The following is a 17,046-nucleotide window of genomic DNA, read 5'->3' on the forward strand; positions in this document are numbered from 1 at the left end:
ATATGGACGAAAAGTTGAACTATGCTCCATGCGGCTATTTGACACTTTCCGATAACGGTACGATTTTATGTATAAATCAAACTTTGCTTACAATACTTAACTACGATATCGAAGAGGTGCAAGAGGAACATGTTAATCTTATATTAACAAAACCTAGTCGAATAATTTTCCAAATTTACTTTTTTCCTAGGATGAAAGTAGAAGAAAAAGTAGAAGAAATGCACATTACATTAAAATTAAAAAACGGTCAAAATCTGCCTGTTCTTCTTAATGGGGTGCGTATAAAACGAGATGGTTTGATTATAAATGATTGTATCCTATTTCCGATGAAACAACGGTATGAGCATGAAAAAGTAATTTTAGCTGCAAAAAAAGATGCGGAAGAAAGTGAAAAAAAGAAAGTACAGGCAATTTCTGAACTTGAAAAAGTGAAAATCGAGTTAGAATACAAACAAAAGGAATTGTTAGAATTAAATAGAAAATTACAACGATTAGCTGTGACTGACGAATTAACTGGGTTATTTAATCGGAGGAGTTACAAAGAAGCATTATATAAGAACCTATCATTGTTTAAAGAAACATCTATTCTATTTTCACTTCTCTTAATTGACATTGACTATTTTAAAAGGATCAATGACAATTTTGGTCACTTAGTAGGGGATCAAATTCTTCAAAAGTTTGCGAACCTACTAAAGCATGAGTTAAGAGAAGATGATTTTGCTGCCCGTTATGGCGGAGAGGAGTTTACATTGATTCTCCCAAATACAAATATCAATGAATCCATCATTGTTGCAGAACGGATCCGAAAAAGTATAGAAACCGCAGAGTGGACAATCCCTTCTGTCACAGTCAGCATTGGGGTGGCAACTACTAGGAAGGGGGATACGAAAAAATCAATTCAATCTAGAGCTGATGCAGCGTTATATGCATCAAAACATAAAGGTCGAAACAAGATCACACATGCTTCACAAATGGTGTGATCACGTTGGTAGTTCTAATTGTAACTATCATGAAAAAAAACAACCCACCCTTGAGCGTGAGAAGCTTAATGAGGGTGGATTATCTCCTTATTTGCTGACTCCCTTGAAGAGAACCTGCTATTGTATGGACCGTATGGTGTTAGCGCACCAGCGGTCTTTTTTAGTATATGCTTGTTTATATACTTAATGAATCGCAGTGTCAGACCCCTCGATGCATTCCCCATCTTCCAACATCTTCGCAAACACGTCAAACATAAACTTATGATAATTTTCTTTCCTTTTTTCCACAATAAAGTTCGCATACAACGTATTGTAAAAATAGCCCGCAAATGACTTATGAATCTTTTTGTTTTTTTGCATAAAAATAGATACTTTCAACGATTGAACAACTGTAGGGATAAGTTCCTCTAAAGGACGATCAAAATGTATTTTGTTATAGGCAGTATTAACACGACCCCATAGGGAAAATATTTCAACTGCAGTAAAAAATGGATCAGCAACCTTCACAAATTCCGGATGGATAAAACTAGGTAAGTAGCTGCTATCAATATATTCAGTAGGATCTTTCTTTAAATTTTTCTGATCCAAAAGGGAAGAAGATAGGGGATTGACCGATTTTCCCTCTTTATCGTAAATAGGTTTTTTATTCTCACAGAGTGAATCTAGTTTCTTACTAGTTTTATTAGGGTGGTCACCTGCCTGGTCATGATAGGTGGACACTTTGGTTGAAAAAAAAGGCACAATGACTAGCAAATTGACACCTTGCTTGCCATTCTCCCGGACAGTATGTATTTTCTTTAGGATACCAAGCTCGACTAATTTCGAAATAGAACGTGTTACCGTTCGTAAACTAATATTCAATGCATTTGCGATCGTTTCGTTTTTGGAAAAAGAGACACCAATTACTTTACAAGAATGTTTGGCAATATACCGAACGACTTCAATGGCCGCATTCGACAATGATGATTTGTACGTATATAAAAACCTCCGCACCACCTCGTTCATTTCTTTCAAACTAGCAAAACTTTGATAGCTTTTGATATTTTCAAAAGTGAACGTTTCCATAATAAAACTGCTCCTTTTCTATGTAGTTTTACAAAGATTTTAATAAAAGAGCATGAACAAGCAAAAATAGTAAACGACGCATATCCAGAAGGGAAAGAAGGGTAAACGCAACGTTTCCCTTAAAGAAAATGATGCGTTTACCAGAACTATTTTAAGGAGAATGATTATTTTAGTTAAAAATGTGTCAAAGACATTGAGAACCTCAAAAAATTTTTTCCGTTTACTCTGTAAATAGGAAGAAAGAAAGTTGGTCTGGAGATTTACTGACAATGATCACTGTTAAAGCAGGGGTCTCTTTTTATTTTCTTAAAGCAGCTTGCATGCCCGAGGGACTAACAAGATTAAATAATTTATTTTCATGAATAAATTGCTTATTTTTTAAAATCATAATAAAGATAAGGGGGACGGTTATGGATTTACATTTTATATGGAAAGCAGTAGTTATTGTGTTTGGTGGAGTACTAATTTTACGATTAGCAGGCAGGAAGTCTATTTCACAATTAACCGTTGCTCAAACAGTGATGATGGTGGCTGTCGGCTCACTCATTATCCAACCAGTTGGTGACCGAAACATATGGATTACGATGCTTATTACTCTATTCCTTGTACTAAATCTTCTTTTCATTGAGTATATCGTGATGAAAGTAGATAAACTGGAGAAGTTCTTTTATGGACAATCCTTAATGATTATTGAAAACGGAAAAATAAACGAGAGGAACTTGAAGAAACTCCGTTTAACGGTTGACATGCTAGAATTACGATTACGTCAGCAAGGGATACAAAACATAAGTGACCTTCAATGGGCAACGATAGAATCTAACGGACAGTTAGGATATATGTTAAAACCTGATAAACAATATGCAACAAAAGGAGATATTCAACAAATTATATCAATGCTACAGGGAACAAATCCTACATCATCACCCGCTCCCAATCTCTTTAACTCTTCTGATGAAACAGAAAATATTTTTACAGAAGTTAAAGATAATAAACACCAAGTGGCACCTCCAAAATATTTGGAATGAGGAAGCAGCATGAAAAAAATGGGTAAGTATAAATTATTTCTTTTTACCATTATCAGGTGGATCATTTTTGCATTAATTATTGGAATAATAATCGGTTCTACAACAGCCTTTCTATTAAAGACGAATGATTTTCTTGGAGATGGAATTCGAAAAAATAACCCTTGGCTCATCTATTTTCTTCCTTTAGGCGGAATTTTGATTGGATTTATGTATATGAACTATGGGAAAAAGAACGGTAATGATATTGCGAAGGGAAATAATTTAGTAATTGAAGGAGTACATGGAAAGGCAACCGTACTTAAAAGATTAGGTCCCTTTGTCTACATAGGTACGTTTATTACCATTCTCTTTGGTGGCTCAACAGGTCGTGAAGGAGCAGCCATTCAAATGGGGGGAAGTATAGCTCAGTCCGTTATTCAGTTTCTTAAAGTGAATAAACTTGATACTAAAATAGTATTAATGAGTGGAATCAGTGCAGGATTCGGTGCTGCTTTTGGTACCCCAATCACAGGCGCTATATTCGGTATGGAAATGGTAGCAGTAGGTAAATTAAAATATGAGGCACTTGTTGCCTGCCTAGTTGCAAGCTTCGTTGGGCACTATGTGACGGAGGGGATTTGGGGAATAAAGCATGAAAGCTTTCATATAAAATCTGTTCCAGAAGTTTCGGGTTTCTCTTTTACAAAAGTAATCATAATGGCTATTATTTTTAGTCTTGTAAGTGTACTTTATTGCCAATTAAGGCACGGTATACAAAATGTTTCTGAGAAGATTTTCAAAAAGAATCATATGAAAAGAGCTTTTGTTGGTGGTTGTGTTATTGTGCTTTTAACGATTGTACTTGGAACGACAGATTACAATGGCCGTGGATTAGATATGCTAGAGCAATCTTTTCTAGAAGAGGTACCGACGTTCGCCTTTTTAGCTAAACTAGTATATACAGCCATCACAATGGGAAGTGGTTTTGTTGGAGGAGAGGCGATCCCACTATTCTTTATTGGCGCAACGTTAGGAAACACTTTGTCCTCATTCATAGACTTGCCATTGTCTTTTATTGCAGCTTTAGGAATGATTGCTGTTTTTGCAGGTGGTGCCAACACACCGATTGCGGCCTTCCTGTTAAGTGTGGAAATGTTTGATGGAAAAGGGATAGAATTCTTTTTTGTCGCATGTTTCGTGAGTTTTATTTTTTCTGGACATCACGGACTTTGGCCTTCTCAGAAGGTTTATGAGCCGAAAAGTAGATTGTATCGTTTCATAAAAGGAGAAACAATAGAATCGGTGGAAAAGAAAGATGGTTGAGTGGTGTGATCGTAGGCTCTATCAGTATAATGGGTGGACAATCATTTATTCGTTTGTTTTTTAAAGCATTGTAATGTTAAATAATCTTATTTTTGTAAAAAAGCTTCATCAATTATAGAGCGTTAAAAAATCTAGGGCCAGTCATACAGTTTGTAATTTCTTTACTAACAACGACTAGCCCTTTTTCCATTGGAGGTGACAAAAATAAATACAAGTTTCCCTAATCTATGTTTAGTAGATAGCTTATAGAGGTAACTAGGCTATAGATGGTAACAAGATTTGTTAAAAGGGGAATTGAATGATGAAACTAAGCAAAATCGGCGCTTTACTTTTAAGTGTATGTATCGTTCTATCATTAGTGGCATGTGAGCCAGGTCAAATTCGCTCTGTTCAGGCGGAGGATGGAGGGGTAAACATTGATTTTTGGACATTTTGGGAATCAGAATCTAGTAATGCAATTATTGAAAAAATAATAGACGATTATAACAACTCTCAAGATGAAGTAATTGTAAACCATACAGCCTTTCCGAAAGGGAAAATTTGGACAAACAATATCGTCTCTATTGCAACAGGAAACCCAGCGGATGTCATCATAAATGATATGCAGTCCGTCACATATCGAGCAACACTTAACCAGGTTACAGATATAAGTAGTTACATAACGGAAGAATATAAAGAGATGTTTTATCCACACCTTTGGGAAGTAGTAGAATCCGAAGGGAGAACATATGCTATTCCTTTTATGACCAATACAAACGTATTATTTTATAATAAGGCAGCATATGAAGAGGTAGGCATAGATCCTAATAACCCACCTTCTACGTGGAAAGAATTAGAGGAGTATGCAAGTTTTCTAGATTGGAAGCAAGGAGATCATTATGAACGTATCGGTTTTCATCCTCTTTGGGGTGGATTTGGTGCCACTTCATGGATGGTCAATGCAGATGATGGACAATCCTTCATACAGGACACCAAGTTAAACATTCATACAGATAAGAAAGCAGAAGGTTTAGCATGGTTGAAAAAATGGCGTGATAAATATGGAGTAAGTCCAGTAAATGTATTTACTGCAAACTTTATGGAAATTCATTCAAACCCGTTCCTTGCAGAAAAAGTAGCGATGTGGGTAGGTGACGGAAGTTTATATTCTTCCATTCGCGAAGATGATACTACTATTGATATAGGTGTTGCACCTATTCCAGCATATAGTGATTCCACTGACCATTGGAGTACAGGCGAAGGACTTGTAGTAGAAATACCACGTGGTGCGAAAAATCCAGACGAAGCAATGGATTTCATTCAATACTTAACAGGTCCAGAAGCACAAAAATATTGGGCAAGCCAAACTTTCGATATCGCAGCAAATAAACTAGGGGCAGAAGCAGCCTTAGCAGAATTTACTGAAAAAGAAGCTGAGATTTACTCCTTCATGCTTCAAAATCTAGCAGTAACGAAAGTATTCTCAACTCCGACTGAATACGCCGACTACAAGAGAAAAATTAACCATATGATAGACCATGTTATGGTTAACAACCTATCACCAGACGAAGGCTTAAAAAGAGCGGAAGAGGTAGTGGAGAACTTACATAATTGATGGAGAGATTTCAATCCAATGAAGTTTAAACTTGCTTTAGAAATTAGTATGGTAAAAAAATGATAGTAGTTAACTTCATAGGGCCGATGAAGTTCATCTGCCAAAAAATATATCGTAGTTGAACTTCATAAGGCCAATGAAGTTCATCTGGCTTCAAAAAATGATCGTAGATGAACTTCATATGGCTAATGAGTTCATCTGGCTACAAAAATTTAACCTAGATGAACTTCATAAGGCTGATGAAGTTCATCTGGCTACAAAAATTTATCCTAGCTGAACTTCATAAGGCCGATAAAGTTCATCTGGCCAAAAAAATATATCGTAGTTGAACTTCATCTAATTACAATAAATTATCAACGTTGAACTTCAAATTCAAAAGGCTAATGAAGTTCATCTGGCCAAAATAATATATATAAAGAAGATACACTTCATCAGCATTTAGTAAGTATAAAGGGATTGTAAAATCCGGTTAATTTAAATGGAAGAGGCCCAAAGATCAAGATTTTTAATCTTTGGGCCTCTTCTTAAATATTTTCCCCCCCCAATTTTCTCCCAGCCTCTTTTTCACGTGCTAGTTACTTTCAATTTTTATTACTTTTTAAATATAGGATACGATACTTGAATTTTGGTGGATAAGCTTGACGGTCAGGTCACGCTAACAACTAGTCTCAGGGCAACAAAATATGCTGGTTCCTATTGCGTTAAGCGTATTTTTTCACCAGATAGAATTATTTGAAAAAATGTGAAACTATTTTGACTATTTTACGACCTATTAGATGAAAGATAAAAATTGGAGGTAGATATTTGTGTTGAAAATGAAGAATCTAGCTTTAGTATTGGGTTGTTTCTTATTAATATCAGTCCTAAGTGCATGCGGGTTTACCGGTCAAAAAACCAATGATATTGGGGATGAGGCATCAGGTGATATAAGTGGTATAATGCTTGCTGGTGGAGAAACCACTGAAATTACTGGCATAGTAAAGAGTATTAAGACAGCAGAAGATGAAGTTATTATTACGGTGGAAAATCAAGATGTGAATTATCGTCTGTCAGAAGAGGCAAAAAAACAAATTGAAGGAAAAGAAGTAGAAATAGGTAGCAACGTTTCTTTTACAACTTTCTCCATTGGAGATAACAAAGAAACGATAGAAAAATTTAATAGCCAATAGTACAAAAACAGGTGCCAGCCCCCCGTGTATTGGGAGATGGCACCTTTATCTATTTTAACTCGCATGAATTACTTAACAGTATATCGAATTCTTCTTTATCCTTAGACAACAAGATTAATTAAACTCGAGTTTAAACGGTATGAATACCCCGGGATTTTATAGAATAGATCCCAGGGTATATATTTATTTGCGGTACGACATTTTAGCGTATGCATCATGTTGATGAATAGATTCTTCATTACGACATTCAATGGTAAATGCTTTCACCCAATCTAATAAATATAGATCTGCAGCAATTAAACGAATAAGGTCCTCTACAAATCTAGGATTTTCGTATGCTTGCTCTGTTACTTTCTTTTCATCTGGTCTTTTTAAGATGGGATGAAGTTTTGCACTTGCATTAGACTCCATAACATCGAGTAATATCTCTTTTATATTTGAAGGTGATGAACCATCTTGGGATAGTTCTACTTGTACGGTTACGATTCCTCGTTGATTGTGTGCACTATACTCACTAATTTCTTTTGAACATGGACAAAGAGTGGTAACAGCTGCAGACATGGAAATTTTTTCTTTCCATCCTATACCTTCCTTGTATGTCGTTTCTAAAGTAACATCAGCTTTCATTAATCCAGCAAGATTCATAGAAGGGCTTCTTCTTTCAAAAAACCAAGGGAAGCTTACTTCAATAGTGGATGAGGATTGATTCATTCGTTCTGCTAATAGTTTACTAACATCCGCTAAGGAAGAAAAGTCTAATTGTAATCCGTTTTGATAGAAAGTATGTAATACTTCGGGTAAACGGCTCATGTTTATACCTTTTTGATTGCGAACTAGACTAGTGGTGAGCATAAAGTTACCAATAGAATGCTGTTCCTTTGGTTCCATCGAAGAAGTAATAATAACAGGATATGTTATATTTTTAATACCTACATGCTCGATTGAAAAGTAAAAATCATTGTCTGTATTCTGCAAGTCATGCATTTTTTCTTTTTCAGTAGGCTTTGTTCCGACAATTGGGTCAACTGAACCGAAATGACGGTGTCTAGATGTCTTATCAGGAAGATTAATTTCTTTCATGGTTATTCTCCTTTTTTGCTAATCGTAATAATTCTTATTTATTATGCACTTCCATTGTGTGATAAACAAGACTTAATGTGTTAATAGTCTAATAAATGAAGGGTTTTAGCAGAAGTTGATCAAGAAGCTAATCCTTATGCAGGAAAATACGTTGGACAGCAAAAAGCTACAGCAAGTAGAGTGTTTGAAGATATAGAGCGACAATAATAAAAAAACATCATTAGGAAAATACCTTCAACCATGCATGATAGGGTGGCTGTCTACCTTCGAGGGAATCCGCTATTGCATGTACTTGTATTGTTAGCAGCACAATCGTATATTTCTTTTTTATTATTTAGCATTGTGTAGATTTTACATGTAAGGCGGGTTACATGTCTGTAAATGGGACAAGTAACCTGTCTCTTTTTTGAGGTTGGGAGCTTTTATAATTAGATTTAACCAATAAAGATTTATTTTTAAAAGAAAAAAAGTTTAGTATAATAAGTCTAGCTATTTATTTAGGGTTACTAATAAATGTTGCCCATAGGGGGATTTTTCATGTTAACTTGTCATAACGATGTTTTAACGATAACAAAACAACTTGTAAACATTGAGAGTATTGTTAATACTTCTGGTGAAACGGATATGGCTAATTTTATTTATAATTGGCTTAAACAATTGTCTTATTTTCAAGCGAATTCTTCTTCTATCGTTTTGGAAAAAACAGTGGACGATGACAAGCAGCGTTACAATGTGCTTGCTTATATAAAAGGAACGAAGCGGGTTAGTAATAAAACTGTTATGTTAATGGGGCACGTAGATACGGTTGGGATAGATGATTTTGGACAAATAAAAGATGCAGCTTGTTCTCCTGACGATCTCGTGGAAGAAATGTTAACAGAAGCGGTACCGTCCATGGTTGAAGAACATTTAAAATCCGGAGATTGGATGTTCGGCCGTGGATCGCTTGATATGAAAAGTGGACTAGCTAGTCATTTATATTTATTAAAGTACTATAGTGAAAATCCGGATCAGCTAGAAGGGAACATAGTTTTTGTGGCAGAGTGTGATGAAGAAGACGGTTCACACGGAATATTATCTGCATTAAAGACGTTACGCAAATGGAAGAAGGAACAAAACTTCGAATATATCGCAGCTATAAATGCTGATTTTGTTTCTCCTCGTTACGAAGGGGATGAAAATCGTTATATTTATAAAGGAACAGTTGGGAAATTGTTGCCATCTTTTTTCATTACCGGGTCAGAGACACATGTAGGTTCTTGCTTTGAAGGAATCGATCCAAATTTCATCGCCTCCTATTTAACAAAACAAATTAGTTATAATCCTGACCTTTGTAATGAAGCTTACGGAGAAAGAACGGTTCCACCAGTGTCGTTAAAACAAACCGACTTAAAGCCGACCTATACAGTGCAAACGGCTCTTTCCACTTATGTGTATTACAACTTTTTTATTCATTCTTGGTCACCGAAAGATGTGCTAGATTTATTAAAAGAGCAAGCAACAATTGCTTTTTCCGATGCATTGGTAGACTTTAAGAAAAGTTATCAAACGTATTGTGAAACGACTAGTGAACCAATACGAGAAGTCGTTTGGCAACCACGTGTCTTCATTTACGAAGAAATGGTAGAAAAGCTAGTAGAGAAATATGGAGATGAATATGTGTCGTCAATGAATACGTTTAAAGAAAAACTACTAGAAGATTCATCACTAGATACGCGAATGTATTCAGCAAGAGTAGTCGAAGAAGCATGGAAATGGATAGAAGATAAAAGTCCTGCCATTATTCTTTTTTACTCCTCTTTATATTCACCACGTATTGAAGTAACAGGAAAAGATGAAAACGAACAAAACTTACTTCAAGCGTTAGACAATGCGGTTCAGTTTGTCCAACCACACTATGAACATCCAATTGTGACGAGAAACTTTTTCCCTTACATTTCGGATATGAGCTTTGTTGCATTAAGTGACGACGAACAAGGAATTGAGGCAGTTTCTCGAAATAATCCAAGTTGGGGGAAGAAACATTTTATCAACTATGATGATATTCGAGCTATTAACGTTCCAGTTATCAATATCGGCCCATATGGCTTTGATGCGCATAAAAAATATGAACGAGCAGAACTGAACTTTTCTCACTACATCGTACCGAATTTAACAAATGAAGTGATAAAGAAGTTAATAGGTTAAAATTCAATTGGCTAGGACTTATGATCGGTGAGGTCAATGCTCTCGTATTCAATTTCACAAAAGAAAAAGTCGGAAATGATGGTGAAGAGGTCTCCCACAATCAATTTCATGAAAGAAAAAGTCAAAAATGATGGTGAGGAGGTCTCCCACGATCAATTCCACAAAAGAAAAAGTCAAAAATGAACGTGAGGAAGTCTCCCACAATCAATTTCATGAAAGAAAAAGTCAAAAATGATGGTGAGGAGGTCTCCCACGATCAATTCCACAAAAGAAAAAGTCAAAAATGAACGTGAGGAGGTCTCCCACGATCAATTTCACAAAAGAAAAAGCGGAAAATGATGGTGAAGAGGTCTCCCACAATCAATTTCATGAAAGAAAAAGTCAAAAATGATGGTGAGGAGGTCTCCCACGATCAATTCCACAAAAGAAAAAGTCAAAAATGAACGTGAGGAGGTCTCCCACGATCAATTTCACAAAAGAAAAAGTCAAAAATGATGGTGAAGAGGTCTCCCACAATCAATTTCACAAAAGAAAAAGTCAAAAATGAACGTGAGGAGGTCTCCCACGATCAATTTCACAAAAGAAAAAGTCAGAAATGATGGTGAAGAGGTCTCCCACAATCAATTTCATGAAAGAAAAAGTCAAAAATGATGGTGAGGAGGTCTCCCACGATCAATTCCACAAAAGAAAAAGTCAAAAATGAACGTGAGAAGGTCTCCCACGATCAATTCCACAAAAGAAAAAGTCAAAAATGAACGTGAGGAGGTCTCCCACGATCAATTTCACAAAAGAAAAAGTCAAAAATGAACGTGAAGAGGTCTCCCACAATCAATTTCACAAAATAAAAAGTCAGAAATGATGGTGAAGAGGTCTCCCACAATCAATTTCACAAAAGAAAAAGTCAAAAATGAACGTGAGAAGGTCTCCCACGATCAATTTCACAAAAGAAAAAGTCAGAAATGATGGTGAAGAGGTCTCCCACGATCAATTTTTTACAAAAGAAAAAGTCAAAATTGAACGGCTGAGTAAAGTTTAATATCTCCCCACTTTGTATAGAACGCTAGTTCGCACTTGTGCTATAATATTTTTATAATAGTATGGGAAACTCAAGGGTGGTCAGCATTACCCCAGCAGGAAGGGGGTGATGCGGATATGATGACTACTTTTCAAGCTTTAGTGCTTATGATTGAATTTGCTAGTTAAGTTGTATCTAGCGTAAAAGACAAAAAATAATCCACCCTTGAGCGTGACAGCAACCTTGGGTGGATTTTTGTACCAACAATGCTGACTCCCTTGAAGGGAACCTGCTATTGTATGGACCGTTAGTGTTAGCAGCACTAACGGTCTTTTTTAGTATATGCTTGTTTATTTAGTTAGTATAACCGTTTTTCTAAAGGAGTAAAACTATATAGATAGTTAAAATTTGATTATGTCGTAATGCTATCCGGTTCTTCCACTTCATCTGTTAAAGCTTTAGAGAACGTAGACATCATATGTGCCATATGAACGACACCATCTTCAAAATCTTTTAGGCGAATCGATTCGTTTGGGGCGTGTGCCTTAGATCCAACCCACCCGATACCAGTACTTACAATTGGAAGTTGTAGGTGAGTTCCAAACTCATACATAGGTCCAGTTCCAGCTGAATTTGGCGCTATATAAGCTTCTGTTTGATATGCTTCTTTTGCCGTATGTAACACGTGTTGTACAAATGGATGGGAAAAGTCTGAACGATAAGCTTTTTGACCAGTTAACAACGTAACATGTACATCTTCAAAACCGTGTTTTACTAAATGGTTTTGGACAGCATGAAATACTTTATTAGGGTCTTGACCAGGTACTAATCGGCAATCTAGCTTTACTTTTGCACTTTTCGGTAAAACAGTTTTCGTTCCTTCCCCAGTATAACCACTTTCGATACCACAAATTGTCATGGTTGGTTCAAATACCATTGCTTCTCTCGGATCGATTCCTTTTTGCTTTGTAATTAAAGGACGTTTTAACCCATATAATTTTTCCACGGCTTCTTCATCAAAAGGTAATGTTGCTACCGCTTCTAGTTCACTATCTTTCGGTTGTTCGATGCCATCGTAAAATCCTTCTACTAAAATATGATGATGCTTATCTTTCATTGTTGCTAATGCTTGAACTAATCGCCATGCGGCATTATCTACATAAGCGCCAACGGCCGAATGCATGTCAATATCAGCACCAACACAACTTAGTTCCAAATACGCCATTCCTTTAATACCGGCTACCATACTAACAAGATCTTTCTCATCTTTTGATCCAAATTCCCATATACATGCATCCGCCTTGAAAAGCTCTTTATATTTTTGAATATAAGGTGCTAAATTCGGACTGCCAATTTCTTCTTCTCCTTCTACCATAAACTTAATATTACAAGGAAGTCCGCCAGCTACTTCTTTTAAAACTTTGATGGCTGTTAAACGAGCAATGAAATCTCCTTTGTTGTCGGATACACCTCGGGCGAATAGTTTTCCATCTTTTACAGTTGGCTCAAAAGGATCTGTTTTCCACTCGTTAAAAGGCTCAGGTGGCTGAACATCATAATGGTTATAAAAAAGTAACGTTTTAGCTATATCTGGATCTTTTGTTGCAGCGAAGTAACCATAAACAACAGGATTACCACCTAAATCATCTAATACTTCTGCTTTTCCACCAGCGTTTTCAATCAAGTTAACAACAAACGCCACTGTTTCAGGAATGGCTTTGTTTTGGGCGGATATAGTAGGTAATCGTAAATAGTCTTTTAAACTTTCTAATGAATGATTGACTGCTTCTTTTGTATATACTCTTATTTCTTCTAATAAGACGTGACTCAAATTAAAATCCCCTCCCTAATCATAACGTACATTAATTACTTCGAGATTCGAAATGAATATTCCTTTAAAAAATTTGAATTTTTAGAAAAATAAGTGTTACTTTGATTGAGTACAATCGAACATATCGTACAGATATTTTATGGAGAAGTTTATAAAAATACATACACTTAATGAACTAAGCGGTATTATAAAATAAAGAAAAATTATGAAGGAGCAATTATATGAAAGACAATATTATATTTAGAGATGCAAGTATGGAAGATTTACCAATGATAGTGGAGATTTATAATGCCACTATTCCAAGCAGAATGGTAACTGCTGATACGGAAGCTGTATCTATAAGCGATAGGGTAGAGTGGTTTAACGAACATAATCCTGATAAAAGACCTTTGTGGGTTGTAGAGTATTTGGGTAAAGTTTGCGGGTGGGTAAGTTTTCAATCTTTCTATGGAAGACCTGCCTATAATGGAACTGCCGAAGTATCTATTTATTTACATAAAGAATTTAGAGGTAAAGGACTTGGAAAAATAACATTAAACAAAGTGATAGAGGAATGTCCTAATTTTGAAATTGATACTTTGCTTGGCTTTGTTTTTGCACATAATGAGCCCAGTATTAAACTTTTTTCAAGCATTGGTTTTGAAAAATGGGCTCATCTACCAGAAGTCGCTAAATTGGATGGAATGAAGAGAGATTTGGTTATTCTCGGGAAAAAGATTTCTTGAACATAAGCAATTTATTTAGCTGCCAGACCCCAGTTCAGTAAACCTTTACTGCGATTGGGGTCTGGCACCTTTTAAGGAATAGATTAAACATTATTTGAATTAGAAAATGTATTCCCGTCCCGAACGGCACCATACCCCCAACGTGTTAAAGTTTTTAACGTAATGGGATTATGGCCCTATAACCAGTCTATTTGTCTGAAATTTCGGATGGCGAAGAATGGTTGTTTATAACCATTTACAGATTATTCAAAAAACTTTACTCTTAAAGAGAGCTTGTTTAAGCCATAAAATAAAGAGATTAAAGGAGGATTTTATGAAAAAAATTAACAAAAAAATGTTAGCGTTATCATTAACAGGTGTGATGGCATTTGGCGCATTAACGTCAGTTGGTTTACCTGCTGGGGCGGTTGGAAATGGGCCGAATTATAATGGAAATGAATCTATTCAAACATCGATTTTGACTACTTATGAAGAACTAGTAGACTACTTACATAAACAGGCAGAAAAACAAGATGCGTTAGAATTAGAAGTAATTGGTCAAACGGTAAAAGGCCGTGACATTTACATGGCGAAATATATTACAAATGAAGAAAACCCAACTATTCTCTTCTTAACACAACAACACGGCAATGAACAGTTAACAACCGAAGGGGCATTAGAATTTATTAAACATTTAGGTACTGGAAAAACAAAATCAGTACTTGATGGAGTAAATATTCTCGTCATTCCAATGTTAAATGCTGATGGTGCAATGGGGGATGTGAATTTTTCTACGGATCGATATATCGCAGCTGGTGATCGTCATTTAACGCGGGCGAATGCGAATAATTATGATTTGAACCGTGAACACGACAAGCAGGTAGAACTCATGCAACCAGAAGCGAGAGTATTACATGAGAATGTACTAGCAAAATATAACATTGATTATTTAATTGATTTACATCATCAAGGAACACAAAGTGAACGTGATGGCAAATATGTATCAGGTTCCATTTTATACCCGACAAATCCTAATGTGAACCCGGAAATAGTAGAACAATCAAAGAAACTTGGTGCAGTTGTCTTCCATGAGATTGAATCTAAAGGGTGGGGGCATCTTGGAAAATATAACGGAGGTTCTGGTGCTAACATTGGCCGTAACGGAATTGCGTTAAGATATGATATTGCTACATTGTTGTTCGAAATGCGAGGTATGTCCGACCATACGAACCCTTCTGCCGTCCTTGGTCAAAAAAGTAACGGTTATTTAATTCGACAAACGGTAAACACACTTGATGCAACTGTTAAAGCAATTGCAAATGGTTCCATTCAAACAGTAGATACAAGCTTCTGGGATACACTTCCATTTCAAACAACTCGTCAAGGGGAAGAATCCGACGAATAAGTAATACTAACCATATCTATCATAAAAGAGAAAAAATAACCCACCCTTGAGCCGGCAAGCATAATAGGGTGGGTTTTCTTACTACCAATGCTGACTCCCTTGAAGGGAACCTGCTATTGTATGGACCGCTTGGTGTTAGAGCACTAGCGGTCTTTTTTAGTATATGCATATTTATAGTATTATTATAACCGAAAATACAAGACTTGAAAACAGAGTTAATCGAAAGCACCTTATTTATTGACGGTTAAAAAACTGTGTTCAAGTATGACTATTAACATACATTCTTAGGTGCTTAATTATTCGTAAATCGTATGGAAGTTCAAACTAATAAATAACAAAAGATTTACTGCTTTCACAATGTATTAACGCTTTTTTGATATTTAACTACAGAAGCTAAATGCTAAAAAAAGATAATTACATAGATTAGAGTGAAACACACGTTCTTGTGGATGGTATAATATCTATACAATAGCATGGTAAACTCAAGGGTGGTCAGCATTACCCCAGTAGAAAGGGGGTGATGCCGATATGATGACAACTTTTCAAGCATTAGTGCTTATGATTGCATTTGCTAGCTTAGTTGTATCAATCGTTAAAGACAAAAAATAACCCACCCTTGAGCCTAGCAGCAACCTAGGGTGGATTATATACCCACAATGCTGACTCCCTTGATGGGAACCTGCTATTGTATAGACCGTTAGTGTTACTAGCACTATCGGTCTTTTTTAGTATATGCTTGTTTATATAGTTATTATAACCTCTTTTACGGCAAGATAAAACTATAAAGTTTTGTACTGACTTGTTTAGTTATTTTAGTAGAAAGTGCCCTTTATGCATTGATGGCCATGGCATCTGGCCCCATAGGTAAAATTAAGTAAACATCATCACTATCCCAACAATTCCAAGAATAATTCCACCAAAAACATTCATTAAAATAGCGGCTTCACTAGGTTCTGAGTCTTTGAGCTTCCACCCAATTTCTAAGTACCAGGCAGACCTAGGCGCAAAGGTTAAAAATGCTCCGACTGCGATGGCAAGTAGCCCAGTAAAAAAGTTCCCCGAACTAGATTTACTTTTCTCTTCACGTGGTACACCATATGTAAGCTCGTATTCCGAAATGGCTTTATCCATTCTCTCCATCATGATTCGATCTTCTTCCATCGTAAAATCATTTTCTCCTATAAACTTACCAGAGCAAGTCGACATGTTCGTCCCAACAGTATTGCAATTATAACTATATTTCGTTCCGTCTGGAGCCAAAACGGTATAACCATAGCCTATGCTAGAGACACTAGCTGTTACTGTAAATTCTTGCCCATCAATGACGACAACACGACTATCACTCTCAGCAACTGCGGTAATTGGTATGAAAAGAAAAATAAAAAGAAGAACGATAAGTTGTTTATAAATTATCATAATATTCACATCCCTTTATATAATTTACGCATATATCATCGAAAAGTTTCAATAATTTAGAATACAAAAACCCCCCATTATGGTAAAACTTTAACGTAGTGGGGCCGAGCACCTTATTGTTGTGAAAGTGGAAAGATAAACATGACAAAGAGGAATATCAGAAGAAATTTTCTTTTATATCTTGTCCGATACGGAACGCTTGTTCGTTCTTTTGTTATAATATTTTAACAATAGTATGGGAAATTCAAGGGTGGTCAGCATTACCCCAGTTGG

At 36.0% G+C, this 17,046-nt stretch carries 13 protein-coding genes; 9 read left to right on the forward strand and 4 right to left on the reverse strand.

Annotated features, from left to right (window positions below; translation table 11 throughout):
* Nucleotides 1–2: 2 nt before the first annotated feature.
* Entirely contained in the window at nucleotides 3–980 is a 978-nt protein-coding gene (locus tag CDZ92_RS04750) for a sensor domain-containing diguanylate cyclase (protein WP_096153989.1), read from the forward strand.
* Between the two features lie 183 nt (nucleotides 981–1,163).
* On the opposite strand, the gene CDZ92_RS04755 is transcribed toward CDZ92_RS04750, so the two are convergent.
* Nucleotides 1,164–2,045: a helix-turn-helix domain-containing protein gene (locus CDZ92_RS04755; RefSeq protein ID WP_096153991.1), complete on the reverse strand. Its 882-nt coding sequence runs from the start codon at nucleotides 2,043–2,045 to the stop codon at nucleotides 1,164–1,166.
* Nucleotides 2,046–2,455: 410 nt separating this feature from the next.
* On the opposite strand from CDZ92_RS04755, the gene CDZ92_RS04760 reads away from it, so the two are divergent.
* The 4 genes from CDZ92_RS04760 (at nucleotide 2,456) to CDZ92_RS04775 (ending at nucleotide 7,135) form a co-directional block, all read left to right on the forward strand.
* A complete protein-coding gene (locus tag CDZ92_RS04760; protein ID WP_096153993.1) occupies nucleotides 2,456–3,070 on the forward strand; it encodes a DUF421 domain-containing protein in 615 nt (204 codons plus the stop codon).
* Between the two features lie 9 nt (nucleotides 3,071–3,079).
* Nucleotides 3,080–4,372, forward strand: coding sequence for a voltage-gated chloride channel family protein (locus tag CDZ92_RS04765; protein ID WP_096153995.1), 1,293 nt, complete (start codon nucleotides 3,080–3,082; stop codon nucleotides 4,370–4,372).
* A 298-nt stretch (nucleotides 4,373–4,670) separates the two neighbouring features.
* A complete protein-coding gene (locus CDZ92_RS04770) occupies nucleotides 4,671–5,966 on the forward strand; it encodes an ABC transporter substrate-binding protein (RefSeq protein ID WP_227521476.1) in 1,296 nt (431 codons plus the stop codon).
* An 806-nt stretch (nucleotides 5,967–6,772) separates the two neighbouring features.
* Nucleotides 6,773–7,135, forward strand: a complete 363-nt coding sequence (locus tag CDZ92_RS04775; protein WP_096153999.1) for a hypothetical protein — start codon at nucleotides 6,773–6,775, stop codon at nucleotides 7,133–7,135.
* A gap of 183 nt (nucleotides 7,136–7,318) precedes the next feature.
* On the opposite strand, the gene folE2 is transcribed toward CDZ92_RS04775, so the two are convergent.
* On the reverse strand, nucleotides 7,319–8,215 hold the full coding sequence (gene folE2 / locus CDZ92_RS04780) for a GTP cyclohydrolase FolE2 (RefSeq protein WP_096154001.1): 897 nt from the start codon (nucleotides 8,213–8,215) through the stop codon (nucleotides 7,319–7,321).
* Between the two features lie 537 nt (nucleotides 8,216–8,752).
* Between folE2 and CDZ92_RS04785 the strand changes: the two genes are divergently transcribed.
* Nucleotides 8,753–10,402, forward strand: a complete 1,650-nt coding sequence (locus CDZ92_RS04785; RefSeq protein ID WP_096154003.1) for a M20/M25/M40 family metallo-hydrolase — start codon at nucleotides 8,753–8,755, stop codon at nucleotides 10,400–10,402.
* A gap of 1,427 nt (nucleotides 10,403–11,829) precedes the next feature.
* Here the strand turns inward: CDZ92_RS04785 and CDZ92_RS04790 are convergent.
* The gene (locus CDZ92_RS04790) at nucleotides 11,830–13,248 is read right to left on the reverse strand and encodes a M20/M25/M40 family metallo-hydrolase (RefSeq protein ID WP_096154004.1); all 1,419 of its coding nucleotides are present in this window, start codon (nucleotides 13,246–13,248) and stop codon (nucleotides 11,830–11,832) included.
* A gap of 221 nt (nucleotides 13,249–13,469) precedes the next feature.
* Here CDZ92_RS04790 and CDZ92_RS04795 point away from each other — a divergent pair, with 221 nt between their 5' ends.
* The 3 genes from CDZ92_RS04795 (at nucleotide 13,470) to CDZ92_RS20460 (ending at nucleotide 15,966) form a co-directional block, all read left to right on the forward strand.
* The gene (locus tag CDZ92_RS04795) at nucleotides 13,470–13,973 is read left to right on the forward strand and encodes a GNAT family N-acetyltransferase (RefSeq protein ID WP_096154006.1); all 504 of its coding nucleotides are present in this window, start codon (nucleotides 13,470–13,472) and stop codon (nucleotides 13,971–13,973) included.
* Between the two features lie 313 nt (nucleotides 13,974–14,286).
* Nucleotides 14,287–15,357, forward strand: coding sequence for a M14 family zinc carboxypeptidase (locus CDZ92_RS04800; protein ID WP_096154008.1), 1,071 nt, complete (start codon nucleotides 14,287–14,289; stop codon nucleotides 15,355–15,357).
* A gap of 531 nt (nucleotides 15,358–15,888) precedes the next feature.
* On the forward strand, nucleotides 15,889–15,966 hold the full coding sequence (locus CDZ92_RS20460) for a putative holin-like toxin (protein ID WP_227521581.1): 78 nt from the start codon (nucleotides 15,889–15,891) through the stop codon (nucleotides 15,964–15,966).
* A 261-nt stretch (nucleotides 15,967–16,227) separates the two neighbouring features.
* Here CDZ92_RS20460 and CDZ92_RS04805 read toward each other — a convergent pair whose 3' ends face one another.
* The gene (locus tag CDZ92_RS04805) at nucleotides 16,228–16,773 is read right to left on the reverse strand and encodes a DUF6199 family natural product biosynthesis protein (RefSeq protein ID WP_096154010.1); all 546 of its coding nucleotides are present in this window, start codon (nucleotides 16,771–16,773) and stop codon (nucleotides 16,228–16,230) included.
* Nucleotides 16,774–17,046: the final 273 nt, after the last annotated feature.

Origin of the sequence: Bacillus sp. FJAT-45066 (assembly GCF_002335755.1) — a bacterium.
Lineage (GTDB): Bacteria > Bacillota > Bacilli > Bacillales > Bacillaceae_I > Bacillus_CD > Bacillus_CD alkalisoli.